This is a genomic window from Streptomyces sp. NPDC051104 (genome assembly GCF_040682835.1).
Taxonomy (GTDB): Bacteria; Actinomycetota; Actinomycetes; order Streptomycetales; family Streptomycetaceae; genus Streptomyces; species Streptomyces cynarae.
This window is the reverse complement of the sequence record NZ_JBFBBS010000048.1, coordinates 18,798-41,334: the sequence shown is the minus strand read 5'-3', so window position 1 is coordinate 41,334 and position 22,537 is coordinate 18,798. Positions and strand designations below refer to the sequence as shown.

Sequence of the window (22,537 nt, the reverse complement as noted above, 5' to 3'; positions counted from 1 at the left end):
GTAGCCGAGCATCGTGGTCGGGGAAGACGGCACGAACGGCGGGTTGTGGTGCTCGCCCGTCGCGAAGACGTCCAGACCGACCTCCTCCGCCTTCAGCGCGATGGCGACCATGGCCTTGATCCGCTCGCGCTCGGTCGGCGTCCGGCCGGTGGTCGGGTCCGGCGTGACATCACCGACGCTGAAGATCCCGAACTGCATGATCGCTCACACCCTCCAAGTTGTTTACGATTCAACTATACCCGCAAACGGTTCCGCCCTTCCCGGTATTCCGCCCCTGTCGGTGCCCCCTCGTACGATCCCGGACATGGCCGCCCCACGCCGTGACACCAGAGGAATCGTCGACGCGGCGGAGCTCTTCGCGCGCGTGGACTTCCGCCGCCGCGAACCGGCCGCACCCCTGCGGCCGTACCTGGAGCACTACTGGCTGATCGACTGGGACCTGACCCGGCCGTACGCCTCACACGTGGTCCCGCACCCGTCCGTGAACATCGTCTTCCAGCAGTACGCGGACCGGGAGCCCTTCGCCGAGCTCGCCGGCATCGGCCTGGAGCTCTTCACCCAGAAACTGGAGGGGAAGGGCCGGGTCTGCGGCATTCAGTTCCGCCCGGGCGGCTTCCGCCCCTTCTTCCCCAACCGGCCGGTGTCGGAGTGGACGGGCAAGCGGCTCCCGCTCCCGGAAGCCGACGCGGCCGCCGTCCTCGCCCCCGACGACGAGGACGCCCGTGTCGCCGCCCTGGACACCTTCCTCCTCGACCTCGCCCCCCGCCCCGACCCCCGGGCCGACCTCGCCATGGCCCTGGTCGACCGCATCCGAACGGACCGCACCATCCGCCGCGTCACCGACTTCGCCCGGTCCGAGGGCATGTCCGTACGGGTCATGCAGCGCCTGTTCGCCGCGTACGTGGGCGTGGGCCCCAAGTGTGTCGTCCTGCGCTACCGCATCCACGAGGCCCTGGAACGCGCGGAGACCGAGAGGGCGGTGGACTGGGCGGGCCTGGCGGCCGACCTGGGCTACGCGGACCAGGCCCACCTGGTGCGGGACTTCACGGCGACGGTGGGGGTGCCCCCCACGGCCTACGTTCGGCACAGCCCCCATGAGGGCCGCTAGAAGGCGTACTCGTCCCCCGTCTCCAGCGCGAGCACCTGCTGCCGGTCCCCGACGGGGTCCCGGTCGGCGGCGTCGCCGTTGTGCAGGGTCTCGACCTCCAGCCGCACCTCGGCGGGCGCCCCCGCAAGACCCACCCGCAGCCGGATCTCCCGGCCCACCCCGCCCGCCGCGAGCGGTCCCGTCCCGCACACCACCGTGTTCGAGTCGGCCGCCGCACAGCCCTCCGGCAGCTGCTGCGGACCGCTCAGGGCGCGCGAGAAGCGCAGCCGCACGGTGGCCCCGGCGACGGCGGCCCACCCGTCGTTGCGCGGGGTCAGCCGTACGTCGGCCCGGCCACCGGTCAGGGTCACATACCCGTGAGAGGCGATGGCAATCTTGGGCACCACCGCCACGGCGGGCACGGCGGCACCCACCGCCAGGGCCGCACCCAGCACACCTGCGATCCGCTTCCGCATACGTCACTTCCTCCGCGTCGGTCCCCGGACGATCACCGCATGTATGCCACGCGGACGACGGGACAGGCGCCGCCGGGCAGGTGAGGTGCGAGCGGAAGTCGGCGGTGAAGCGCTGGGGCCGGTGGACATGGCACGGTCCCTCCCGTTCGTGGTGCGGGCAGGCCGGTCCGACTGCGGCCCCGGCTGCCGTGGCGCCAGGCTTCGCCCCACGCCCGTCCGGGACCGGCCGGCATGCGAGGGTGGCCGCATGCTGATCCTCCGCTCCGCCGCCCTGTTCCTCCTCGCCGCGCTGTTCGAGATCGGCGGCGCCTGGCTGGTCTGGCAGGGCGTGCGCGAACACCGCGGATGGCTGTGGATCGGCGCGGGCGTCATGGCTCTCGGTATCTACGGCTTCGTCGCCACATTCCAGCCGGATGCCCACTTCGGCCGCGTCCTGGCGGCGTACGGCGGTGTCTTCGTGGCCGGTTCACTGGCCTGGGGCATGGTGGCGGACGGCTACCGCCCCGACCGCTGGGATGCGACCGGGGCGCTGATCTGCCTCGCCGGAATGGCCGTGATCATGTGGGCGCCCCGGGGCCACTGACCACGCCTCGGGCACCAAGCCGGGCGCGTGCCCCCGCCGCCTATCCTGGGCAGAGGCCACTCATACGCCCCATGAACGAGCAACTGCCGAACGACCGTCGAGGAGTCGACCATGACCGCCGCAGCACCCTCCGCCGCCTCCCGTATCGCCGTCGTCACGGGCGCGAGCAGCGGAATCGGCGCCGCGACGGCCCGGCAGCTCGCCGAAGCGGGCTACCGCGTGGTCCTCACCGCCCGCCGCAAGGACCGTATCGAGGGGCTCGCGGAGGAACTCACGGGCGCCGGCCACTCGGCGACGGCGTACGCGCTCGACATCACCGACCGTGCGGCGGTCGACGAGTTCGCCACCGCCTTCAGGACGATCGGCGTCCTCGTGAACAACGCGGGCGGCGCGCTCGGCGCCGACCCGGTCGCGACCGGCGACCCCGAGGACTGGCGCCGGATGTACGAGACGAACGTCCTCGGCACCCTCAACGTCACCCAGGCCCTGCTGCCCGCCCTGACCGCGAGCGGCGACGGCACGGTGGTCGTCGTCTCCTCCACCGCCGGCCACGCCACGTACGAGGGCGGCGCGGGCTACGTCGCCGCCAAGCACGCCGAGCACGTCCTCGCCCAGACCCTGCGCCTGGAGATCGTCGGCATCCCGGTCCGCGTGATCGAGATCGCCCCCGGGATGGTGAAGACGGACGAGTTCGCGCTGACCCGCTTCGGCGGCGACGAGGACAAGGCGGCGAAGGTCTACGAGGGCGTCGCCGAGCCCCTGACGGCGGACGACGTCGCCGACACGATCGCCTGGGCGGTCACCCGCCCCAGCCACGTCAACGTCGACCTCCTGGTGGTCCGCCCCCGCGCCCAGGCCTCGAACACCAAGGTCCACAGGGACCTGTGATACCCGACCCGGTCCCAGCGGACGACCCGGAGCAGGCCGCCGAACAGGAACGCCTGGCGCTGGAGAAGAAACGCGAACGCTATGTCTGGTACTACCTGGCGTACTTCCTCTTCGGCATCCACATCGTGGCGTTCGTGATGATCTACGCGGTACGACACGCCAAGTGAATCCGGGACGCCGGATTGAGGGGACGGGCCATGGGCGCGGCAGATGACCGCCGCGCCCGTCCCGGCACTCAGCCCTTCACACAGATGAACTGCTTCAGCTTCGCCACGACCTCGACGAGGTCACGCTGCTGCGCCATCACTTGGTCGATGTTCTTGTAAGCGGCTGGAATCTCGTCCAAGACTCCCGCGTCCTTGCGGCACTCGACGCCTCGCGTCTGCTCCTCCAGGTCACGTACCGTGAAGCGTCGCTTGGCCGCGTTGCGGCTCATGCGCCGACCGGCGCCGTGCGATGCCGAGTTGAAGGCCTTCTCGTTCCCCAGGCCCTTCACGATGTACGAGCTGGTGCCCATCGAGCCCGGGATGATTCCGTACTCACCGGAACCCGCGCGGATCGCTCCCTTACGGGTGACCAGCAGGTCCATACCCTCGTACCGTTCCTCGGCCACGTAGTTGTGGTGGCAGGAGATCTCCGGCTCGAAGGCCGGCTTCGCCTTCTTGAACTCCTTCCGGATCACGTCCTTCAGAAGTGCCATCATGATCGCACGGTTGTACTTCGCGTACTCCTGCGCCCAGTAGAGGTCGTTTCGGTATGCGGCCATCTGGGGTGTGTCCGAGACGAATACCGCCAGGTCACGGTCGACCAGGCCCTGGTTGTGCGGGAGCTTCTGCGCGACGCCGATGTGGTATTCGGCCAGCTCCTTGCCGATGTTGCGGGAACCGGAGTGCAGCATGAGCCAGACCGCACCCTCGGTATCCGTGCAGCACTCAACCAGGTGGTTCCCGGCTCCCAGCGTTCCCATCTGCTTCAGCGCCCGCTCCTCGCGGAACCTCACCGCTTCGGCCACCCCGCCGAACCGCCCCCAGAACTCCTCCCACCCCGAGGTGGCGAACCCGTGCAGCCGCCCCGGGTCGACGGGGTCGGCATGCATCCCCCGCCCCACCGGAATCGCCTGCTCGATCTTCGAGCGCAGTCGTGACAGATCCCCCGGCAGGTCGTTCGCCGTCAGTGACGTCTTCACGGCCGACATTCCGCACCCGATGTCGACCCCGACCGCCGCCGGACACACCGCGCCCCGCATCGCGATCACCGAGCCGACCGTCGCGCCCTTGCCGTAGTGGACGTCCGGCATGACCGCCAGGCCCTTGATCCACGGCAGGGTCGCCACGTTCCGCAGCTGCTGCATCGCGGCGTCCTCGACCGTGGTCGGGTCCGTCCACATGCGGATCGGGACCTTCGCCCCCGGCACCTCTACGTACGACATATCGTCCTCAATCCCCCGGAATCACAACAGAAGTCTGTAAGCGCAAAACCGGCGCCAAGGTCGACGTAAGGGACAACGGACCGGCGTCCACGGCAGTGCGTGCGATACACATTGTCTCCAGGGGTCCGCCCCGTGCGGCAACCGAATAACCAGCGGCCCCACCCCGCGGAACACCGTCGAGAGGAGCCTGACCGTGCAGCGGAAGGCGTACGTACCGGGCGCCGCCGTGCTCCTCGCGGCCCTGTTGGCCGCCTGCACCGGCGGTTCCGGCAGCGGTGGCCGGGCCACGGATCCCAAGGCCGGTTCCACCACGAGCGCCGCCGCCCCGCAGCCGGGCAAGTACCGCACCCTCGCCGACGCCTGCAGTGCCGTGACCCATGACACCCTCGACGCACTTCTGCCGGGCCTGACGCGCATGGCGGACCAGGAGCAGCGCGACAAGGCGTACCAGGGCGATGCCGCCCTCACCTACAACAACGACCGCCGCTCCGGCTGCCGTTGGAAGGCGGAGTCGACCGACGCCACGGACCATCTGTTCGTGGACTTCGAGCGGGTGGTGTCGTACGACAACGCGGTCTCCGACGACAACGCCGCCCACCAGGTCTACGCCACCAAGGAGCAGGCCGCGAACCTTCCGGAGCCCAGCGCCGGTTCCAGTTCGAGTTCCGGTTCCCCTGCGAGCCCGAGTCCCGGTTCCGGTTCCGGTTCCGGCTTCGCTTCTCCGTCCTCATCCGCCTCCGCCTCCGCCACCGTTTCCGCCGCCGGGGCCAGTGGCAGTCCCGACCCCTCGGCATCGGCGTCCGGCTCTCCCTCCGGCAGTCCCTCCGTCACCGGAACCCCGGCGGATCTCCAGCCACGCACTCTCGACGACCTCGGCGACGAGGCGTTCATCGACGACGAGCTGAGCACCGCCCAGCAGCGGACCGTGACTGTGGTGTTCCGCACGTCCAACGTGATCGTGACCATCGAGTACGACGAGCAGCCGGCCGCCCCCGGGACCACCCCGAGCAGCGAGGACATGCAGGACAAGGCCAGGAAACTGGCCGGACAGCTGGCCGGCTCGCTCGGCTGAGGGACCCCCTCGCCGCGGTCTCGCGAGGGAACCGGATCTCACCCCGCATGCGTCCCCACCGCGTACCGTGGCCCCTCGGACCCGTTCCGACCGAACGACCACGAGCGTCACAAGCGTCATGAGTGAAGGAACCATGCACCGACCTGCACAGCGAGAGCAGCGAGACCAGCACGATCACAGTGATCAGGGCGAGCGGGGCGAGTGCCGGCCGGGCCGGCGGGGTTCGCGCGTGAGCCGTTTCCTCGTCTGCGCGGCCGCCGTCCCTGCGGTGCTCGTCGCCGCCGGGTGTTCCTCGGGCTCCTCCGGTTCGGGCTCGGGCGGCGACGCCAAGCCGCAGGCGCAGGAGTCGAGCGCACGGCCCTCGCAGAGCGCGTCGGCGAACGCGGTGCGGCCCGCCGCGTACGCGACGCTGCCCCAGCCCTGCTCCGTGCTGTCCCAGAAGACCCTGGGCGATCTGGTCCCGAAGGGTGCCAAGTCCGGCAAGGCGGGCTCGACGGACGACGCGAAGACGCGGTCGAGCTGCGCGTGGAGCAGCCTGCAGAACAACGGCGTCAAGGGCTCCCAGTTCCGCTGGCTCAACGTCTCCCTGCTGCGCTTCGAGTCGGACGCCACGCGCGGCGACGGGAACAAGCTGGCGCAGCAGTACTACGACCAGCAGGTGCAGGACGCCAAGGCGGTCGACGGCGCGAAGGGCACCAAGGCGGTGCCGGTTTCCGGGGCGGGCGACGCGGCGACGGCGGTGACGTACGACCTGAAGAAGAAAGAAGGCGACTTCAAGCAGCAGACGGTGGTGGCGCGCGTGGAGAACGTGGTGGTCACCGTCGACTACAACGGCGCGGGCCTGGCCGGCGACAAGACGCCGGACGCGGACGACCTGACCAAGGCGGCGGAGAAGGCCGTCAAGGAAGTGGTGTCCGCGGTGTCGGCCGCGAACAACGACGGTGGCAAGGCGGCGGGCGGGTCCCCGTCGCAAGGTGCGTCGAAGGGCGCCTCGCCGTCGAAGTCGGCGTCGCCGTCGTCCTCCGCGTCGGCGAGTCCCGCGAAGGGCGGGTCTCCGTCGGCGTCGGCCTCGCAGAAGAACTGAGCCGGCTGCCGCGCGGAACTCGTAGCGCGCGCAGGGCGGTTGCGGGGGTTCGGTCCGGTGCGGATGGGGGGGTCTCCCCATACCGGCCACCCGTTCACCGCACGCGTGTGCCACCCTGTTGCGCGCAACAACAGGCACTGGGAGGGGAGTACGGGTGACCGCGCCACTGCAGTTGACACGGATGCACCGGATTCTCATCGGTGTGGTCGTCACCGGTGCAGTCATCATCGCCGGGATCGGTTTCGCGGGTTCGTACGCGGCCGTCCGTGAGCTGGCCATCAAGAAGGGCTTCGGGAACTTCAGTTATGTCTTCCCGGTCGGTATCGACGCGGGCATCTGTGTGCTGCTGGCCCTGGACCTGCTGCTGACCTGGATCCGCATTCCCTTCCCGCTGCTGCGCCAGACGGCGTGGCTGCTGACGGCGGCGACGATCGCGTTCAACGGCGCGGCGGCGTGGCCGGACCCGCTGGGTGTGGGCATGCACGCGGTGATCCCGGTGCTGTTCGTGGTCGCGGTGGAGGCGGCCCGGCATGCGATCGGCCGGATCGCGGACATCACGGCGGACAAGCACATGGAGGGCGTCCGTCTGACCCGCTGGCTGCTCTCGCCGGTCCCGACGTTTCTGCTGTGGCGGCGGATGAAGCTGTGGGAGCTGCGGTCGTACGACCAGGTGATCAAGCTGGAGCAGGAACGCCTCGTCTATCAGGCGCGCCTGCGCTCCCGCTTCGGCCGGGCGTGGCGTCGTAAGGCTCCGGTGGAGTCGCTGATGCCGCTGAGGCTGGCGCGGTACGGCGTCCCGCTGGCGGAGACGGCTCCGGCGGGCCTGGCGGCGGCGGGCATAGAACCGGCGCTGATACCCCCGGCGCCGAGGCTGGAGGCGGCCGCGGGCAGTCGTGCGCCCGGGGCGGCTCCCGTCCCGCAGCAGGCGGTCCCTCCCGGCGGGCAGCGCCCCGAACTCCAGGGCAACCAGAACGCCGGACAGCCGGGATACGAGGAACTGGACGACCAGAGCCCCTGGTTCCAGGCCCAACGGCAGATCGACTACCACGGCGGCTACGACCCGACGTACGAGCCGGAACCCCCGTACGACGACTGGTACGAGGACCAGCACCCCGAGCAGTTCGAGCAGACCGTCCCGCAGAAGTTCCAGGCGCCCGTCCCGCAGGGCTCGCAGCAGCCCGGCCCGCAGGGACCCCCGCAGCCGTCCCCCGAGGACACCGGCAGCTTCCCCATCCCCGTCGGCCCGAACCGCACCCGCGAGCTCGGAGAGGGCGGCGGCACGCCCCAGCCGGACGAGGACGCGTACTACCAGGTCTTCAAGCAGTCGATCAACGGCAGCTACCCGACGCCCCGTGAGTTCAGCGAGAACGTCGAGGCGGAGTTCAGCATCGGCCTCCCCCCGGAAGAGGCCAAGCGCATGGTCAACCGCTTCACGAACCGCTACAACGCGGAACTGGAAGAAGACCACATCGCCTAGATCCTGCGTGGAAAGGCGCCCGGTGCCGAGGAGCACCGGGCGCCTTCTCTTTGGCTTACTCCCCGAGGAGGGCCCGCACCCGGTCCTGGCCCACCGCGAGCAGCAGCGTGGGCAGGCGCGGGCCGGTGTCGCGGCCGACGAGCAGGTGGTACAGGAGCGCGAAGAACGACCGCTGGGCCGTCTTGATCTCCGGCGGCAGCTCCTTGGGCGTGGCGTCCGCGGAGAATCCGGCCTGGACCTTGGGCACGCCGTACACGAGGTGGGTGAGCCCGTCCAGCGACCAGTGGTCCTCCAGGCCGTCGAGCAGCAGCCGGATGGACTGCTGGGAGGGCTCGTCGAGGGACTTCAGCAGTTCGACGTCGGGCTCGTCGCGGACGATGGTGCGCTGGTCGGCGGGGACGTGGGTGTTGATCCACGCCTCGGCCTTGTCGTACCGCGGGCGGGCCTCGTCGAGCGAGCTCAGCGGGTTGGCCGGGTCGAGGTCGGACAGGATGCGCAGCGCCTGGTCCTGGTGGCCGGCGGTGATGTCGGCGACGGACGCGAGGGTGCGGTAGGGCAGCGGGCGGGGCGTCTTCGGCAGCTCACCGGCGGCGGTGCCGACGGCGCGGGTGTACGCGGCGACGTCACCGGGGAGGGCGGAGCCGTCGGCGACCTTGCCCGCGAGCTTGTCCCACTCGTCGTAGAGGCGCTGGATCTCCTGGTCGAAGGCGATCTTGAAGGACTGGTTGGGCCTGCGGCGGGCGTAGAGCCAGCGCAGCAGCTGGGGCTCCATGATCTGGAGGGCGTCGGCCGGGGTGGGGACGCCACCGCGGGACGACGACATCTTCGCCATGCCGGAGATGCCGACGAAGGCGTACATGGGCCCGATGGGCTGCTTGCCGTCGAAGATCCCGACGATCTGTCCGCCGACCTGGTACGAGGAGCCCGGCGACGAGTGGTCGACACCGCTCGGCTCGAAGATCACGCCCTCGTAGGCCCAGCGCATCGGCCAGTCGACCTTCCAGACCAGCTTGCCGCGGTTGAACTCGCTCAGCCGGACCGTCTCGCAGAAGCCGCACGCGGTGCAGGTGTACGTCATCTCGGTCGAGTCGTCGTCGTACGCGGTGACCGTGGTGAAGTCCTTGCCGCACCGGCCGCAGTACGGCTTGTACGGGAAGTAGCCGGCGGAGCCGGAGCTGCCGTCGTCCTCCGACGCGGCGCCCGAGCCCTCCTCGGCCTCCAGTTCGGCCTCGTCGACGGCCTTCTGCTGCTGCTTCTTGGCGGGCTTCGCCTTGGTGCGGTACTGGGCGAGGACCGCGTCGATGTCGCCGCGGTGCTTCATCGCGTGCAGGATCTGCTCCCGGTACGCGCCCGAGGTGTACTGCGCGGTCTGGCTGATGCCGTCGAACTCCACGCCCAGCTCGGCGAGCGAGGCGATCATGGCGGCCTTGAAGTGCTCGGCCCAGTTCGGGTACGCCGAGCCCTCGGGGGCCGGGACGGAGGTCAGCGGCTTGCCGATGTGCTCCTTGAACGTGTCCTCGTCGACACCGGCGATGCCCTTGGGGACCTTGCGGTACCGGTCGTAGTCGTCCCAGGAGATCAGGTGCCGCACCTCGTACCCGCGCCGGCGGATCTCGTCGGCGACCAGGTGCGGGGTCATGACCTCGCGCAGGTTCCCCAGGTGGATGGGGCCGGACGGAGACAGTCCGGACGCGACGACGACCGGTTTGCCCGGGGCCCGACGCTCCGACTCCTCGATGACCTCATCCGCGAAACGGGAGACCCAGTCGGTGGTCTCGGTGCTCTGAGCCACGATCGGCACGTCCTCTTTTTCTGAAGGTTCTCCACGAGCAGCCGGTACGGTCGCACGGCTGACCGCTCCATTGTCCCAGGCTGCGCCACATCCACGAAAACGCCTTTTCAACGCGTTGGACGGGTGAACGGGGGCCGCCGTTCACCGGGCGAGAGGAAAATTCGCTTTACCCCGCATGGGATACTGGCCGTGTCTATCCATCCCCACGAGGAGAACGGCACCCATTCCTATGGCCTCGGTCACGTCCCTCACGTCCGCCGTCCACCAGCGCCTCGCGTCCGCCCTCTCGGCTGCCCTGCCGGAGACCGCCGACGCGGACCCGCTGCTGCGACGCAGCGACCGGGCGGACTTCCAGGCCAACGGGATCCTGGCGCTGGCGAAGAAGGCGAAGGCGAACCCGCGGGAGTTGGCGACGCAGGTCGTCGGCCAGGTGGTCACCGGTGACGTGATCGGGAAGGTCGAGGTCTCCGGTCCCGGCTTCCTCAACATCACGGTCACGGACAAGGCGATCACCGAGAACCTCGCCGCCCGCGCCGCCGACGCCGAGGGCCGCCTCGGCGTGCCGTACACCGAGCAGCCGGGCACCACGGTGATCGACTACGCCCAGCCGAACGTGGCGAAGGAGATGCACGTCGGCCACCTGCGTTCCGCGGTGATCGGCGACTCGGTCGTCAAGCTTCTCGAGTTCACCGGCGAGACGGTGATCCGCCGGCACCACATCGGCGACTGGGGCACCCAGTTCGGCATGCTCATCCAGTACCTGGACGAGCACCCGCACGAGCTGGACCACAAGGCCGCCGAAGTGACTGGCGAGGAGGCTATGTCGAACCTCGACCGCCTCTACAAGGCCGCGCGCAAGCTCTTCGACTCCGACGAGGAGTTCAAGACGCGGGCGCGGCGCCGGGTGGTCGACCTCCAGGCCGGCGATCCGCGCACGCTCGCCACGTGGCAGAAGTTCGTCGACGAGTCGAAGATCTACTTCTTCTCGGTCTTCGAGAAGCTGGACATGGAGATCCGGGACCCCGACATCGTCGGCGAGTCCGGCTACAACGACATGCTGGCCGAGACCTGCCGTCTCCTGGAGGACTCGGGCGTCGCCGTCCGCTCCGAAGGGGCGCTCTGCGTCTTCTTCGACGACATCAAGGGCCCCGACGGCAAGCCGGTCCCGCTGATCGTGCAGAAGTCGGACGGCGGCTACGGCTACGCGGCGACGGACCTGTCCGCGATCAGGGACCGTGTCTTCAACCTGAAGGCGAACTCGATCATCTACGTGGTGGACGCCCGCCAGTCGCTCCACTTCAAGATGGTCTTCGAGACGGCACGGAGGGCCGGCTGGCTGAACGACGACGTGAAGGCGTACCAGCTCGCCTTCGGCACGGTCCTCGGCAAGGACGGCAAGCCGTTCAAGACCCGTGAGGGCGAGACGGTGCGGCTGGTGGACCTGCTGGACGAGGCGATCGACCGCGCCTCCGCCGTCGTACGGGAGAAGGCGCAGGACCTGTCCGAGGAGGAGATCGCCGAGCGGGGCGCCCAGGTGGGCATCGGCGCGGTGAAGTACGCGGACCTGTCGACGTCGGCGAACCGGGACTACAAGTTCGACCTGGACCAGATGGTCTCGCTCAACGGCGACACGTCCGTCTACCTCCAGTACGCGTACGCCCGTATCCAGTCGATCCTGCGCAAGGCCGGCGACGTGCGGCCGTCCGCGCATCCGGAGCTGGCGCTGACGGACGTGGAGCGCGCGCTCGGCCTGCACGTGGACGCCTTCGCGGAGACGGTGGCGGAGGCGGCGGCGGACTACGCCCCGCACAAGATGGCGGCGTACCTGTACCAGTTGGCGTCGCTGTACACGTCGTTCTACGACAAGTGCCCGGTGCTGAAAGCTCAGACGCCGGAGCAGGTGGAGAACCGCCTGTTCCTGTGCGACGTCACGGCCCGGACGCTGCACCAGGGGATGGCGCTGCTGGGCATCCGGACGCCCGAGCGGCTCTGAGCCCCACCCTGCCAGGGCCGCGGCCCGTCCTCTCCCCCGTGGGGAGGACGGGCCGCGGTGCTTTGGGAAGGGCGACTCTCGCAGGCGGTCGTCAGGCGTAGTGGTTGGCGAACCACTTGAAGGCGGCCCTGGTGTCCTTCCCGGCGATTCCGTCGATCTTGCCCTTGTAGCCGCAGTACTTCTTCAGCATGCGCTGCAGCGCCTTCACCGTGTCGCTGCCGACGACGCCGTCGATCTTCTTGTTGTAGCCCCAGTACTTGTGGAGGTAGCGCTGCATGGCCTTCCAGCTGTCGGTGCCGAGCCGGCCGTCGATGGCTCCCTTGTAGCCCCAGTCGCGCTTCAGCACCCGCTGGATGCCCTTGGCCTCCTTCGTGTTCAGGCCGAGGTTGTTCACCGCCTGCACGGAGACGGCCTGGGCGCTCATCGCCGGCTTGGCGGTCGGCGCGGAGGCCGCGAAGCCGGCGGTCGCACCCGCGAGGCTCCCGGCGGCGATCCCGGCGACGGCGGTGGCGGCAACGAGGGTCCTCGCCATGAGGTTCGGTCGCATGCGTGTCCCTTTCGGGTGATCGGGCGGCGCCTGAGGTGGTGGGCGCCGCTGGCAACTCGAGAGTGCGGGCCGGGCGCCGAGCTCCGCCACGGGCGCCGCCGCAATGACGACTTCGTGGGACGTCCCGGGCGCTGACCTGCGGGGACACGTCTTGGCAGGACGCCTGGGCGGGACGCTTCGACGCGACGGCGGCGGGGAGCGGGTGGGGCGGGCGGGTGGCCTATTCGGTGCCGGGGCGGGAACCGATAGGTGGGGTGCGCCGTGAAAGTTCATGCAGAATGCGGCGGAAACAGGGACCGACGACCAAGGTCCCGGGACGCGAGTAGGGGGGAACATGCCGCGTTGGAAAGCGCTGCCCGCAGACCTGGATCCGCGTGTGCGGCAGTTGGTGGTGCGATTACGGCGGCTGAAGGACCACGGCGATCTGAGCATGCATCGGCTGGCGGCGAAGACCGGCTACAGCCAGAAGTCGTGGGAGCGGTACCTCAACGGCAGGTCGCTGCCGCCCCGGGAGGCCGTGGAGGCACTGGCCCAGGTCGGCGGTGAGGATCCGACACGGCTGCTGGTGCTGCACGAACTGGCCGCGGAGGGCTGGGAGAAGCGGCGCCGGGGCACGCAGGTGGCGGAGGCGGACGGGGAGGAGCCTTCGTCGGCCGAGGCCGGGCCGTCCTCGGCCCACGACGAGACCCCGGTCGCGGCGGACGGCAGGGCGGCGCGGCCGCACGGACGTTCGTTGCGCCTCGCGGTGGCGGCCGGAGCCGTGGCCCTGGTGCTGGCCGTCGTCTCGGCGGTTCTCCTGGCCGTCCGCCTCACGGACCACGGCACCGACGACAAGGCGGCTGCGACCCGCCCCGCCTCGACCGCCGGAACCTTTCCGACGTCGGGGTCGGCGCCGTCGTACACCTGCCGCATCCAGCGGACGGACGGCCACTGGTACGCGGGCAACAGCCGTACGCAGGACGCGATCCTCGCCCAGGGCGTGGCGGGGCCGGACGTGGCCGAGGCGCAGTGTCTGCTGCGCCGGGCGGGCTTCTCCCCGGGCGGCATCGACGGCGTCTACGGACCGCTGACCGAGCGCGCGGTCAAGGACCTGCAGAAGCGGGCCGGACTGCCCCCGGACGGCATCGTCGGACCGCACACCTGGGGGGCGCTCCGCAAATGACCCGGCCGACGGGGACGCAGGGGACGACGTCCGCGGAGCGGGCGCGGCTGGCGGCCGAACTGCGCGCGCTGAAGGCACGCACCGGTCTGAGCCTGGCCCGCCTGGAGGAACGCACCCCGTACAGCAAGTCGTCCTGGGAGCGCTATCTCAACGGCAAGACCCTGCCGCCGCGCCAGGCCGTGCTGGATCTGTGCCGCCTCGCCCACGAACCCGCCGGTCGCTGTCTGGCCCTGTGGGAACTGGCGGAGTCGGAGGCGAGCGGACGCGCACGGGCGGAGGAGCCGCCGCCCACGGCCCCGGTACAGCAGTCACCCCCGCCTCCGGCTGCTTCATCCCCTTCCCCCTCCACGGACGGGGACACGGCGGGAGCCACGGATGCGGACGCGGCGAAGGACGCGGCGAACGCCACGGACACGGCGAAGGCCACCGGCACCGCCCCTGCCCCGGCCGAGGAAACCGGACACGCCGTCCGGAAGGGCGCGGCCGCCGCGCTGGTCACCGCCGTATGCGCCCTCGCCACCGGGGCCGTCGCCCTGGCCCTCTTCCTCCTGCCGCACCCGGGCGGCATCCCACGGCCGTTTCCGTCCCCGCCCCAACCCGCCCTCGCCCCGCTCTGCGGGGGCGCCACCTGCGAGGGCGGGGACCCGATGGCCCTGCACTGCGGCCCCCACCCGGCCACCCTGGCGTCGCGCCACACCGCCGCCGGCGTCGGTATGGAACTTCGCTACAGCACGGAGTGCGGCGCGAGTTGGGCCCGGGTGTGGGGCGCCCATGTCGGCGACCGGATCGAGGTGACCGCGGACGGCCGTAGTCACTCCGCCCGGGTCAAGGACGCCGACGAGGCGAAGGACTACGTCTACACCCCCATGGCCGCCACCCGCCCCGGCACCGCCGTCCGGGCGTGCTACCGGCCGACGGCGGGCGGGCAACCGGCGTGCGTCGAGGGCCGCGTCACGGCCCCGCCACCGACCCCGGCGAGCCGACCCTCCGGATGAGGAGGTGGTGTGCCGGCTGAACTGCGACACATCTGGGAAATGTGTCGCACCTGCGGATTCAACGGCCTGCCGGCAGTCGCTCCACACATGGCCGTGGACGTGACCTTCGCGTGCGTCGCTGACATCGAGCCGAACTTCACGAGGCCATACGAACTCGCACCACACCACCTTGCCGGGGTCCCGCTCCCCCACCCCCCACTTGTCCGAGAGCGCCGCCACCAGGAGCAGGCCCCGGCCGCCCTCGTCCGCCTCCAGCGGAATGCGCGGCTCACCGGGACCGCTGTCGTGCACCTCCACCCGCAGCACCACGCCGTCGTACCGCAGGAACACCCGGAAGCAACGGCCCGGCGGTACGCCGTGCACCAGCGCGTTCGTCGCCAACTCGCTGACACACAACAGCACGTCGTCGCCGCGCTCCGCCTTCGCGAGCCCCCAGTCGGCCAGGACCTCGTACGCGAACTGCCGTGCGGCCGGGACGGACCGGCGCTCCCGCCGGAAGAACCTCTCGCGCAGGGGCGGGAGTTGGATCATCTCGTTCACGGGACGAGTGTTGCGGAGAGTCACTACCGTGGATCACTCGGTGAACCCGTACGGTTTTTTTGTACGGGTTCCTTCGGGGTCGCGAACGGGCACGCACGGGGAGTTGGACCAGCATGACCTCCAGGAAGCCTCCACGGAAGAAGAACGTCTCGGCCATGAAGATGCTGGGCGTCCAGCTCGGCACGGCCCGCCGCGCGGCGGGCTACACCCAAGGGTCCCTGGCCCGAGAGCTGATGGTCGACGAGGAGACCATCGCGTCGATCGAGCAGGGGCGACGGCCGCTGAAGCCGGACCTGGCCGAGGTGCTGGACCAGCTCCTGGACACGAAGGGGTTATTGACCGCAGGGGTGGCCAACCTCCCGGAGATCGACCAGTTCCCGATGTGGGCCGAGCTGTACATGCAGCACGAGCAGGAGGCCATCGTCCTTTCCTCGTACGCCAACCAGGTTCTGCCTGGCCTCCTCCAGACCGAGTCGTACGCGCGCTCCGTACTACGCGAACGCGTTCCGGCGTACGACGCGGACGAGATCGAGACCAGGACCGCCGCCCGCGTCGGCCGCCAGGACATCCTGCACCGCAAGGTCCCGCCTACGGTCAGCTTCGTCATCTGGGAGCCAGTGCTGCACCTGGAGATCGGCGGCCCCAAGGTGCGCAACGAGCAACTGCGCCACCTGCGAGAGTACGCCGAACTGCCGGGTCTTTCCGTGCAGTTCCTGCCGCTGGCCAGCCCGTCCCATGCCGGGCTCAACGGCCCATTCGTACTGCTGGAAACCCCGGACCACCAGCACCTGGCCTATATCGAGGGCCAGCGAGGCAGCCAGTGGGTCTCTGACCCGGACGAGGTGTCCATCCTGTCGCGCAAATATGCGATGCTGCGGGCACAGGCCCTGACTCCCCAGGAGTCGAAGGGACTGCTGGACCGACTGCTAGGAGAGCAATGAGCACCGCACTCGAGTGGTTCAAGTCGACCTACAGCGGCGATGAGGGCGGCGAATGCCTCGAAGTCGCCTTCCCCACCCCCCAGTCCAACGACAACGCGGCGGTCCACATCCGCGACTCCAAGAACCCCACCGGCCCCACCCTCCGGGTAACCCCTGCCACCTGGGTCGCCTTCGCCACCTACGCGGCCCGCTAGGCGACCCTCAGCTGAGCCCCTTCCCGAGCCTGCGCAACCCCTCCTCGATCTCCCCCGGCGTGTGCGTGACGAAGCACAGCCGCAGGGTCGACCGGTCCGGCACGTCGGCGTAGAACGGCGCACCCGGGACGTACGCCACGTCCTGCTCCACCACCCGCGACAGCAGCGCCGTGGTGTCGTACCTCTCGGGGAGTCGCGCCCAGAGGAACATGCCGCCCTGGGGGCGGTTCCAGACGGAGCCCTCGGGCAGGGCCTCCGCGAGGCCGGCGAGCATCGCGTCGCGGCGTTCGCGGTACGCCGCGGCGACCCGGGCGACGTGCGCGTCGAGGTCGCGGTCCGCCAGGTACCGTGCGGCGGCGAGCTGGTTGACGGACGGCGTGTGCAGGTCGGCCGCCTGCTTGGCGATCGCGCAGGCCCGCCGCAGCGCCGCCGGCGCCCGCAGCCAGCCGAGGCGCAGGCCGGGGGCCATCACCTTGGAGAACGACCCGAGGAGCGCCGCGCGGTCGTGGGCGTCCTCGTACGAGGCGATCCACGGGACGCGCTCGCCCTCGAAGCGGAGCTCCCCGTACGGGTCGTCCTCGACGACCCACAGGCCGTGCCGGGCGGCGCCGCCGGCGATCGCGGCGCGGCGGTCGGCGGGCAGGGTGCGGCCGGTGGGGTTCTGGAAGGTGGGGACGGTGTAGAGCAGCTTGGGGCGTTCCCGCACCACCAGCTCCTCCAGCGCGTCGGGGTCGATACCGTCCTCGTCGCAGGGGACGGCGACGACCCTGGCGCCCGCGAAGCCGAAGGCCTGGAGGGCGGCGAGGTAGCAGGGGTTCTCCACGAGAACCGTGTCACCGGGCTCCAGCAGGGCGGTGGCGAGCAGGGAGAGTGCCTGCTGGGAGCCGGTGGTGACGAGCAGGTCGTCGGGGCCGGTGGCGAGACCGCGCGCGGTGGTGCGGTCGGCGAGCGCGGCGCGCAGCGCCGGTTCGCCCTCGGTCGTCGAGTACTGCAACGCCCGCTGCGGGACCTCCGTCAGCACGGCCTGGAACGCGGCGGCGACGCCCTCGCTGTCGAAGAGCCCGGGGGCGGGCAGGCCGCCCGCGAAGTTGACGACTTCGGGACGCGCGGTGACGGCGAGGATGTCCCGAACGGGGGAACCGCCGACCGAGGCGACCCGGGCGGCGAACGCGGGCTGTGGCGGACCGCTGGGCGTGCTGTCGCTGGAGGTCACGGAGGGCGGCTCCTCAAATGTACAGGTGTTCATCAGACGTAATACGTCATAGGGAACACCACTCGAAAACACCTCGTTCATGCACCTTAGGGAAATCGCTGTCCCTTACAACAGTCTCGTTTCGCCATGCGGACGGCGGTCCGCGGGCCCTAGCATGCGGCGCATGCTGCCGAGCGTCGACACGAACGACGAGTTGAAAGCCATGGTCTCGGACGAGGGGGTGTTACGCCCGGCCGTGCTTCATCTGCTCGACCAGATGGGCCTCGTGGGGCTGGCGGTGCGCCGCTTCCCGGACGGGACCCTGCCCGTGTACGCCGTCGGGGGCGACCTGGTGCTGAAGCTGTATCCGCGGTTCGAGGCGCGGGAGGCCGTGCGTGAGGCACGGGTGTTGCACCACCTGTGGGGCCAACTCAAGCTCCCGACACCGCGGTTGATCGGCACCGAGGAGTTCGTGAACGGCTGGCGGTGGGTGCTGATGTCCCGGCTGCCCGGCTGGACCCTCAACGACGTCTGGCACCGGCTCACCGCCGCGGAACAGGACCGTATCGTCACGGAGTCGGCCGAGGCGCTGGCCTCGCTGCACGCGATGTTCTGGAACCCTCTGACGGACATCGTCGGGCCGCCGGACTGGACGGCGTTCCTGCGCAGCCAGCGCGCCGGGGCGGTCGAGTGGCACCGACACTCCGGGGTGACCGAGCCCTGGCTGAGCCGGATCCCCGACTTCCTGGACTCCGTGCCGCTGCCCGTGTCCACCGAACGCGTGCTGCTGCACACCGAGTTCATGAGCGAACACCTGACCATCGACATGCGCGGCGGGCGCGTGCTGACCGGTATGTTCGACTTCGAGCCGGCGATGATCGGTGACCCGGCGTACGACTTCGTCAGCGTCGGCCTGTTCATCACCCGTGCCGACCCGCGCCAGCTCCGCCGTTTCTACGAGGCCTACGGACGCGCCCCGTACGACCCGGACCAGCTGATGGCGTGCACGCTGCTGCACGTCTTCAGCGATCTGCCCTTCCACCTCCACGAGCTGCCGCGTCCGGCCGAACCACGTTTCGACGCACTCGCCGAGCTGTGGTTCGGCACGGACGGCTGACACCGGGGAACGCTCCCGGCGTCAGGCCTTTCGGCCGGTGGCCGCGTACACGTTGATGTCGGCGTCGGTGACGTCGTTGATGTCGCGGTAGCGGACCTTCTCGATGTCGTCGAGGGTGGCGAGGTGGGCGGGGTCGACGGCCTCGGGGACGGGTGCCGCGCCGTCCTGGTGCCAGTGGTGGACCGGGACGACGCCCGGCTCGTCCAGCGTGAGACCCGGGGTGTCGGTGAAGAACCGGGCGACCTCGTCCCTGGAGCGCAGCACGAAGGTGAAGCCGCGCTCGGTGTAGGTGCGCTGGACGGCGCGGATGTTCTCCGGGTTGAGATCCTCGGTGAGGTGGCTGAGCACCAGCCGGCTCCCGGAGGGCAGCTCGTCCATCAGCTCGCGCACGATCGGGTACGCCTCCTCGTCCTCGACGAAGTGCAGGATCGCCACGAGCACGAGGGCGACCGGCTGGTCGAGGTCGAGGGTCTTCGCGGCCTGTTCGAGGATCCGGCCGGGGCTCTTGAGGTCGGCGTCTATGTAGTCGGTGCGGCCCTGGAGGCCGCTGGTGAGCAGGGCGCGGGCGTGCGCCAGGACGACCGGGTCGTTGTCGACGTAGACGACCCGGGAGTCGGGGTTGATGCGCTGGGCGATCTGGTGGACGTTGTCGGCGGTCGGCAGGCCGGTGCCGATGTCGAGGAACTGCCGGATGCCGTCCTCCTTCGCCAGCCGGTTCACGGCGCGGCGCAGGAAGTCGCGGTTGTGCCGGACGTCGAGGTAGCCGCGCGGGTTGGCGGCGAGCGCCGCGGCGGCGGCCGCGCGGTCCACCGGGTAGTTGTCCTTGCCGCCGAGGAAGACGTCGTAGACGCGGGCCGGATGGGCCTTGGTGGTGTCGATCCGCTTGCGCAGCTCGGCCGGGTCCTGGCTGAGGGCATCGTCGGACATGGCGTCTCCCTGGTCGTCGGCGTAAGGAGTCGGTCGTTCCATCGGTCGATCGGTCGATCGGCCGTTCCCCCGGTTGTTCGTCAAGCGACCGATGTGAAGGTCAACAACGTAACTCCCAAGGCCAGTTGGAAGTGCCCGGTCCGCTTCCGGCCGAGGCCAGCCGTCCCGGATTTCCCTCCCAAGGGACGGCGTTTGCGCAGGTCGGGAAGTGTTCCACCGGCTCGGCGTCCCGAATTCGGCGGCGACTGTGGCGGGGCGGGCGAACCACCGGTCAAGCTGAGCCGCCGAGGCCTCCGCTCCCGCCGACCGGTCGAGTGGAGCTGTCACCCCCCAACTCGCACGTCCGAAGGGCCCCGACCATGTCCTTTGCTCGTACCGCCCGTCCCACCCGTGCCGTCCGCCCCCGGCTGCTCGCCGCCGTCACGGTCGCGCTCGCCGCGCTCGCGTTGCCGGCGTGCGAGAACGGCGAGGGCGTACGGGACGAGGGCCCCTCCTCGCTGCCCGGCTCTTCCGTCCGGGACACCGGGCGCCCGGGCAGGGCGGTCCCCTGCTCGGGCAGGCACATGCGGGCGACGGTGACGCGGGTGAGCGAGCCGGTGAACCACCTGCTGCTGACGGTGACGAACACGGGCGCCGTCAACTGCTCCCTCAACGGCTACCCGAAGGCCCGCTTCGGCGATTCCGGCGCCCTCGCGCCGCCGGCCCGGGAGCCGAAGCCCCGGGGGTCCCGGATCACCCTCTCCCCCGGGGGGTCCGCCTACGCGGGCGTGCTGCTGTCGGCGGCGGACGGCACCGGCGGTCACGGCCGCACCGTCACGTCTCTCACGATCACGCTCCCCACCGGCCCGGCCGCCAACCCGGCGCTCCCGCCCAAGGGCGTGTACGTCGACGACACGCTGCGGATCACGTGCTGGCTGCCGAACCGGAAGGCGGCGCTGACGTACTAGCCGACGTACTGGCCGACGTACTAGGCGTCAGCGCGGAGCTTGCGGGCCACCTCGGTGGCCCAGTAGGTGAGGATGTTCCGCGCACCGGCGCGCTTGATGCCGGTCAGGGTCTCCAGGATGGCCCGGTCGCGGTCGACCCAGCCCTTCTCGGCGGCGGCCTCGATCATGGCGTACTCGCCGGAGATCTGGTACGCGGCCACGGGCACGTCGACCGCGTCCGCGACCCTCGCCAGGATGTCGAGGTAGGGCCCGGCCGGCTTGACCATCACCATGTCGGCGCCCTCCTCGAGATCGAGGGCGAGTTCACGCAGGGACTCGCGCCAGTTGGCGGGGTCCTGCTGGTAGGTCTTGCGGTCGCCCTTCAGCGAGGAGGCGACGGCCTCGCGGAACGGCCCGTAGAAGGCGGAGGAGTACTTGGCGGTGTAGGCGAGGATCGCGACGTCCTCGCGCCCGATCTGGTCGAGCGCGTCGCGGATGACGCCGATCTGCCCGTCCATCATCCCGCTGGGCCCGACGACATGAGCACCGGCGTCGGCCTGGACCTGCGCCATCTCGGCGTACCGCTCGAGGGTGGCGTCGTTGTCGACCCGGCCCCTGGCGTCCAGCACACCGCAGTGCCCGTGATCGGTGGTCTCGTCCAGGCACAGGTCCGACATGACGAGGAGGTCGTCGCCGACCTCGGCGCGCACGTCCCGGACGGCGACCTGAAGAATCCCTTCCGGGTCGGTGCCCGAGGTCCCGACGGCGTCCTTCTTCGACTCCTCGGGCACACCGAAGAGCATGATCCCGGAGACCCCGGCCTCCACGGCCTCCAGCGCCGCCTTCTTCAGGCTGTCCCGGGTGTGCTGCACGACACCGGGCATGGACGCGATCGGCACGGGCTCGCTGACTCCCTCACGCACGAAGGCCGGGAGGATGAAGTCGGCGGGGTGCAGCCGGGTCTCGGCGACCATACGGCGCATGGCGGGCGTGGTGCGCATCCGCCGGGGACGGGTACCGGGGAAGGATCCGTACTTCGTCATGCCTTCTACGCTACGCCCGGCCGGGAGGTCCTTTTGCCGACGCTGCGTCGGCCCTGGCGACGGGGCTGTTCCAGGCCCCGTCGGCCGGTCGGTCGTCGTCGCTCGCCCACTGCACGCCGGTGCCGTAGGCGATGATGTTCACCGAGCTGTGCCCGCTCAGGCTGCTCCTGCTCGGGGCATGCGCGGGGGAGGTGAAGCCGACCCCCAGCACCGCGTCGTAACCGAGCTCGACCGCCCTGAGCAGAAGCTCCTCGTAGGCGTCCTCCATCGTGGACCTGGCCGCCCCCCAGATCACCCCGCCCTGTGCAAAGGGCCGTGACGCATGGCCGAGCGTGCTCGCTTCGATCTCGAGCGCCCTGCCACGACTCTCTTCGTCCTCTTCTCGCCTCTTACGCGCGTTGTCTCTCCACCCCATCCGGCCATTGTGAGGCAGAGACGTGCGGCAGCGATGACTTTCCGGCCCGTACGGCGTCTACCACCCGTAACCCCGACGACCGAGGAGCAGGGCCATGGGAAAGATCGTCTCGAACTTCTTCATCTCGCTGGACGGCGTGGTCGAGTCGCCGGACAAGTGGCACTTCCCGTACTTCAACGACGAGATGGGCGCCGCGATCCAGGCGGGCATGCAGAGCGCGGCCGCGTTCCTGATGGGCCGCAGGCTGTACGAGGAGTGGTCCGCGTACTGGTCGACGACGGAGGCCGACCAGGACTTCGCCACGTTCATCAACAGCGCCGACAAATATGTGCTGGCGAACACCCTGGAGAAGGCCGACTGGACCAACACCACCGTCATCTCGGGCGACGTCGCGGCCCAGGTGCGTGAGCTCAAGGAGCGGACCGACGGCGACATCCAGATGTCCGGCTCCGCGACGACCGTGCGGTGGCTGCTGGCCGAGGGCCTGCTCGACGAACTGAACCTGCTGGTCCATCCGATCGTCGTCGGCCAGGGCAAGCGGCTGTTCGAGGGCACCGCGACGCACTCGCTGAAGCTGACCAGGTCAGAGACGTTCCGGACCGGCGTGCTCCACCTGACGTACGTCCCGGACGCCAGCTGACCAGGACTCCCCAAGGG

Annotated in this window: 24 protein-coding genes and 1 pseudogene; 15 read left to right on the top strand and 10 right to left on the bottom strand. The window is 70.2% G+C overall.

Annotation, left to right across the window (positions count from 1 at the left end; genetic code table 11):
• On the bottom strand, window positions 1-198 hold a 198-nt coding region (locus tag AB0N14_RS35125; protein WP_366029753.1), incomplete at its 3' end, for an LLM class flavin-dependent oxidoreductase.
• A 106-nt stretch (window positions 199-304) separates the two neighbouring features.
• Between AB0N14_RS35125 and AB0N14_RS35120 the strand changes: the two genes are divergently transcribed.
• A complete protein-coding gene (locus tag AB0N14_RS35120; RefSeq protein WP_366029752.1) occupies window positions 305-1,108 on the top strand; it encodes a helix-turn-helix domain-containing protein in 804 nt (267 codons plus the stop codon).
• Here AB0N14_RS35120 and AB0N14_RS35115 read toward each other — a convergent pair.
• The gene (locus AB0N14_RS35115) at window positions 1,105-1,563 is read right to left on the bottom strand and encodes a hypothetical protein (RefSeq protein ID WP_366029751.1); all 459 of its coding nucleotides are present in this window, start codon (window positions 1,561-1,563) and stop codon (window positions 1,105-1,107) included. The two genes, AB0N14_RS35120 and AB0N14_RS35115, sit on opposite strands and share 4 nt — an antisense overlap.
• 247 nt (window positions 1,564-1,810) lie before the next feature.
• On the opposite strand from AB0N14_RS35115, the gene AB0N14_RS35110 reads away from it, so the two are divergent.
• The 3 genes from AB0N14_RS35110 (at window position 1,811) to AB0N14_RS35100 (ending at window position 3,201) form a co-directional block, all read left to right on the top strand.
• The gene (locus AB0N14_RS35110) at window positions 1,811-2,146 is read left to right on the top strand and encodes a YnfA family protein (RefSeq protein ID WP_366029750.1); all 336 of its coding nucleotides are present in this window, start codon (window positions 1,811-1,813) and stop codon (window positions 2,144-2,146) included.
• Between the two features lie 111 nt (window positions 2,147-2,257).
• Window positions 2,258-3,034, top strand: a complete 777-nt coding sequence (locus AB0N14_RS35105; RefSeq protein WP_366029749.1) for an SDR family NAD(P)-dependent oxidoreductase — start codon at window positions 2,258-2,260, stop codon at window positions 3,032-3,034.
• On the top strand, window positions 3,031-3,201 hold the full coding sequence (locus AB0N14_RS35100) for a hypothetical protein (protein WP_366029748.1): 171 nt from the start codon (window positions 3,031-3,033) through the stop codon (window positions 3,199-3,201). The genes AB0N14_RS35105 and AB0N14_RS35100 overlap by 4 nt, the downstream gene beginning before the upstream one ends.
• Before the next feature lie 68 nt (window positions 3,202-3,269).
• Here the strand turns inward: AB0N14_RS35100 and AB0N14_RS35095 are convergent, their stop codons facing one another.
• Window positions 3,270-4,463, bottom strand: coding sequence for an RtcB family protein (locus AB0N14_RS35095; RefSeq protein ID WP_366029747.1), 1,194 nt, complete (start codon window positions 4,461-4,463; stop codon window positions 3,270-3,272).
• Window positions 4,464-4,656: 193 nt separating this feature from the next.
• On the opposite strand from AB0N14_RS35095, the gene AB0N14_RS35090 reads away from it, so the two are divergent.
• From AB0N14_RS35090 to AB0N14_RS35080, 3 genes are all read left to right on the top strand, one after another.
• Complete coding sequence (locus tag AB0N14_RS35090) at window positions 4,657-5,535, top strand: DUF3558 domain-containing protein (protein WP_366029746.1); 879 nt, start codon at window positions 4,657-4,659, stop codon at window positions 5,533-5,535.
• A gap of 118 nt (window positions 5,536-5,653) precedes the next feature.
• Complete coding sequence (locus AB0N14_RS35085; RefSeq protein ID WP_366029745.1) at window positions 5,654-6,619, top strand: DUF3558 domain-containing protein; 966 nt, start codon at window positions 5,654-5,656, stop codon at window positions 6,617-6,619.
• Window positions 6,620-6,800: 181 nt separating this feature from the next.
• Window positions 6,801-8,096, top strand: coding sequence for a DUF2637 domain-containing protein (locus AB0N14_RS35080; protein ID WP_366029754.1), 1,296 nt, complete (start codon window positions 6,801-6,803; stop codon window positions 8,094-8,096).
• A gap of 55 nt (window positions 8,097-8,151) precedes the next feature.
• On the opposite strand, the gene lysS is transcribed toward AB0N14_RS35080, so the two are convergent.
• Entirely contained in the window at window positions 8,152-9,897 is a 1,746-nt protein-coding gene (lysS, locus tag AB0N14_RS35075; protein WP_366029744.1) for a lysine--tRNA ligase, read from the bottom strand.
• A gap of 220 nt (window positions 9,898-10,117) precedes the next feature.
• Here lysS and argS point away from each other — a divergent pair, with 220 nt between their 5' ends.
• A complete protein-coding gene (gene argS / locus AB0N14_RS35070) occupies window positions 10,118-11,881 on the top strand; it encodes an arginine--tRNA ligase (RefSeq protein WP_366029743.1) in 1,764 nt (587 codons plus the stop codon).
• Window positions 11,882-11,972: 91 nt separating this feature from the next.
• Here the strand turns inward: argS and AB0N14_RS35065 are convergent, their stop codons facing one another.
• Entirely contained in the window at window positions 11,973-12,428 is a 456-nt protein-coding gene (locus AB0N14_RS35065) for a peptidoglycan-binding domain-containing protein (protein ID WP_366029742.1), read from the bottom strand.
• Between the two features lie 334 nt (window positions 12,429-12,762).
• Here AB0N14_RS35065 and AB0N14_RS35060 point away from each other — a divergent pair, with 334 nt between their 5' ends.
• On the top strand, window positions 12,763-13,590 hold the full coding sequence (locus AB0N14_RS35060; RefSeq protein WP_366029741.1) for a peptidoglycan-binding protein: 828 nt from the start codon (window positions 12,763-12,765) through the stop codon (window positions 13,588-13,590).
• Window positions 13,587-14,585: a DUF2690 domain-containing protein gene (locus AB0N14_RS35055; RefSeq protein ID WP_366029740.1), complete on the top strand. Its 999-nt coding sequence runs from the start codon at window positions 13,587-13,589 to the stop codon at window positions 14,583-14,585. Before AB0N14_RS35060 ends, AB0N14_RS35055 begins: the two co-directional genes overlap by 4 nt.
• A 150-nt stretch (window positions 14,586-14,735) precedes the next feature.
• Here the strand turns inward: AB0N14_RS35055 and AB0N14_RS35050 are convergent.
• Window positions 14,736-15,116, bottom strand: a pseudogene (locus AB0N14_RS35050) (ATP-binding protein); the annotation flags it as partial.
• Window positions 15,117-15,238: 122 nt separating this feature from the next.
• Between AB0N14_RS35050 and AB0N14_RS35045 the strand changes: the two are divergent.
• Both AB0N14_RS35045 and AB0N14_RS35040 read left to right on the top strand, forming a co-directional pair.
• Window positions 15,239-16,066: a helix-turn-helix transcriptional regulator gene (locus AB0N14_RS35045; protein ID WP_366029739.1), complete on the top strand. Its 828-nt coding sequence runs from the start codon at window positions 15,239-15,241 to the stop codon at window positions 16,064-16,066.
• Window positions 16,063-16,260 (top strand): DUF397 domain-containing protein, encoded by a 198-nt coding sequence (locus tag AB0N14_RS35040; RefSeq protein ID WP_366029738.1) that lies wholly within the window; start codon window positions 16,063-16,065, stop codon window positions 16,258-16,260. Before AB0N14_RS35045 ends, AB0N14_RS35040 begins: the two co-directional genes overlap by 4 nt.
• Window positions 16,261-16,267: 7 nt before the next feature.
• Here AB0N14_RS35040 and AB0N14_RS35035 read toward each other — a convergent pair whose 3' ends face one another.
• The gene (locus AB0N14_RS35035) at window positions 16,268-17,473 is read right to left on the bottom strand and encodes a PLP-dependent aminotransferase family protein (protein WP_366029737.1); all 1,206 of its coding nucleotides are present in this window, start codon (window positions 17,471-17,473) and stop codon (window positions 16,268-16,270) included.
• Between the two features lie 163 nt (window positions 17,474-17,636).
• On the opposite strand from AB0N14_RS35035, the gene AB0N14_RS35030 reads away from it, so the two are divergent.
• Window positions 17,637-18,569: an aminoglycoside phosphotransferase family protein gene (locus AB0N14_RS35030; RefSeq protein WP_366029736.1), complete on the top strand. Its 933-nt coding sequence runs from the start codon at window positions 17,637-17,639 to the stop codon at window positions 18,567-18,569.
• Between the two features lie 21 nt (window positions 18,570-18,590).
• Here the strand turns inward: AB0N14_RS35030 and AB0N14_RS35025 are convergent, their stop codons facing one another.
• Complete coding sequence (locus AB0N14_RS35025) at window positions 18,591-19,496, bottom strand: SAM-dependent methyltransferase (RefSeq protein WP_366029735.1); 906 nt, start codon at window positions 19,494-19,496, stop codon at window positions 18,591-18,593.
• Between the two features lie 359 nt (window positions 19,497-19,855).
• On the opposite strand from AB0N14_RS35025, the gene AB0N14_RS35020 reads away from it, so the two are divergent.
• Window positions 19,856-20,443, top strand: coding sequence for a DUF4232 domain-containing protein (locus AB0N14_RS35020; protein ID WP_366029734.1), 588 nt, complete (start codon window positions 19,856-19,858; stop codon window positions 20,441-20,443).
• A gap of 20 nt (window positions 20,444-20,463) precedes the next feature.
• Here AB0N14_RS35020 and hemB read toward each other — a convergent pair whose 3' ends face one another.
• Both hemB and AB0N14_RS35010 read right to left on the bottom strand, forming a co-directional pair.
• Complete coding sequence (gene hemB, locus AB0N14_RS35015) at window positions 20,464-21,465, bottom strand: porphobilinogen synthase (protein ID WP_366029733.1); 1,002 nt, start codon at window positions 21,463-21,465, stop codon at window positions 20,464-20,466.
• A gap of 10 nt (window positions 21,466-21,475) precedes the next feature.
• The gene (locus tag AB0N14_RS35010; RefSeq protein WP_366029732.1) at window positions 21,476-21,880 is read right to left on the bottom strand and encodes a hypothetical protein; all 405 of its coding nucleotides are present in this window, start codon (window positions 21,878-21,880) and stop codon (window positions 21,476-21,478) included.
• 94 nt (window positions 21,881-21,974) lie between these two features.
• Between AB0N14_RS35010 and AB0N14_RS35005 the strand changes: the two genes are divergently transcribed.
• Entirely contained in the window at window positions 21,975-22,520 is a 546-nt protein-coding gene (locus tag AB0N14_RS35005) for a dihydrofolate reductase family protein (RefSeq protein WP_366029731.1), read from the top strand.
• The last annotated feature ends 17 nt before the right edge of the window (window positions 22,521-22,537 follow it).

Excerpts from the sequence above, each read along its gene's own strand:
- AB0N14_RS35120 (WP_366029752.1), top strand. The coding sequence starts at position 305 with ATGGCCGCCCCACGCCGTGACACCAGAGGAATCGTCGACGCGGCGGAG.
- AB0N14_RS35115 (WP_366029751.1), bottom strand. The coding sequence starts at position 1,563 with ATGCGGAAGCGGATCGCAGGTGTGCTGGGTGCGGCCCTGGCGGTGGGT.
- AB0N14_RS35110 (WP_366029750.1), top strand. The coding sequence starts at position 1,811 with ATGCTGATCCTCCGCTCCGCCGCCCTGTTCCTCCTCGCCGCGCTGTTC.
- AB0N14_RS35105 (WP_366029749.1), top strand. The coding sequence starts at position 2,258 with ATGACCGCCGCAGCACCCTCCGCCGCCTCCCGTATCGCCGTCGTCACG.
- AB0N14_RS35095 (WP_366029747.1), bottom strand. The coding sequence starts at position 4,463 with ATGTCGTACGTAGAGGTGCCGGGGGCGAAGGTCCCGATCCGCATGTGG.
- AB0N14_RS35085 (WP_366029745.1), top strand. The coding sequence starts at position 5,654 with ATGAGTGAAGGAACCATGCACCGACCTGCACAGCGAGAGCAGCGAGAC.
- AB0N14_RS35080 (WP_366029754.1), top strand. The coding sequence starts at position 6,801 with ATGCACCGGATTCTCATCGGTGTGGTCGTCACCGGTGCAGTCATCATC.
- argS (WP_366029743.1), top strand. The coding sequence starts at position 10,118 with ATGGCCTCGGTCACGTCCCTCACGTCCGCCGTCCACCAGCGCCTCGCG.
- AB0N14_RS35065 (WP_366029742.1), bottom strand. The coding sequence starts at position 12,428 with ATGCGACCGAACCTCATGGCGAGGACCCTCGTTGCCGCCACCGCCGTC.
- AB0N14_RS35060 (WP_366029741.1), top strand. The coding sequence starts at position 12,763 with ATGCCGCGTTGGAAAGCGCTGCCCGCAGACCTGGATCCGCGTGTGCGG.
- AB0N14_RS35055 (WP_366029740.1), top strand. The coding sequence starts at position 13,587 with ATGACCCGGCCGACGGGGACGCAGGGGACGACGTCCGCGGAGCGGGCG.
- AB0N14_RS35045 (WP_366029739.1), top strand. The coding sequence starts at position 15,239 with ATGACCTCCAGGAAGCCTCCACGGAAGAAGAACGTCTCGGCCATGAAG.
- AB0N14_RS35040 (WP_366029738.1), top strand. The coding sequence starts at position 16,063 with ATGAGCACCGCACTCGAGTGGTTCAAGTCGACCTACAGCGGCGATGAG.
- AB0N14_RS35030 (WP_366029736.1), top strand. The coding sequence starts at position 17,637 with ATGCTGCCGAGCGTCGACACGAACGACGAGTTGAAAGCCATGGTCTCG.
- AB0N14_RS35025 (WP_366029735.1), bottom strand. The coding sequence starts at position 19,496 with ATGTCCGACGATGCCCTCAGCCAGGACCCGGCCGAGCTGCGCAAGCGG.
- AB0N14_RS35020 (WP_366029734.1), top strand. The coding sequence starts at position 19,856 with ATGTCCTTTGCTCGTACCGCCCGTCCCACCCGTGCCGTCCGCCCCCGG.
- hemB (WP_366029733.1), bottom strand. The coding sequence starts at position 21,465 with ATGACGAAGTACGGATCCTTCCCCGGTACCCGTCCCCGGCGGATGCGC.
- AB0N14_RS35010 (WP_366029732.1), bottom strand. The coding sequence starts at position 21,880 with ATGGGGTGGAGAGACAACGCGCGTAAGAGGCGAGAAGAGGACGAAGAG.
- AB0N14_RS35005 (WP_366029731.1), top strand. The coding sequence starts at position 21,975 with ATGGGAAAGATCGTCTCGAACTTCTTCATCTCGCTGGACGGCGTGGTC.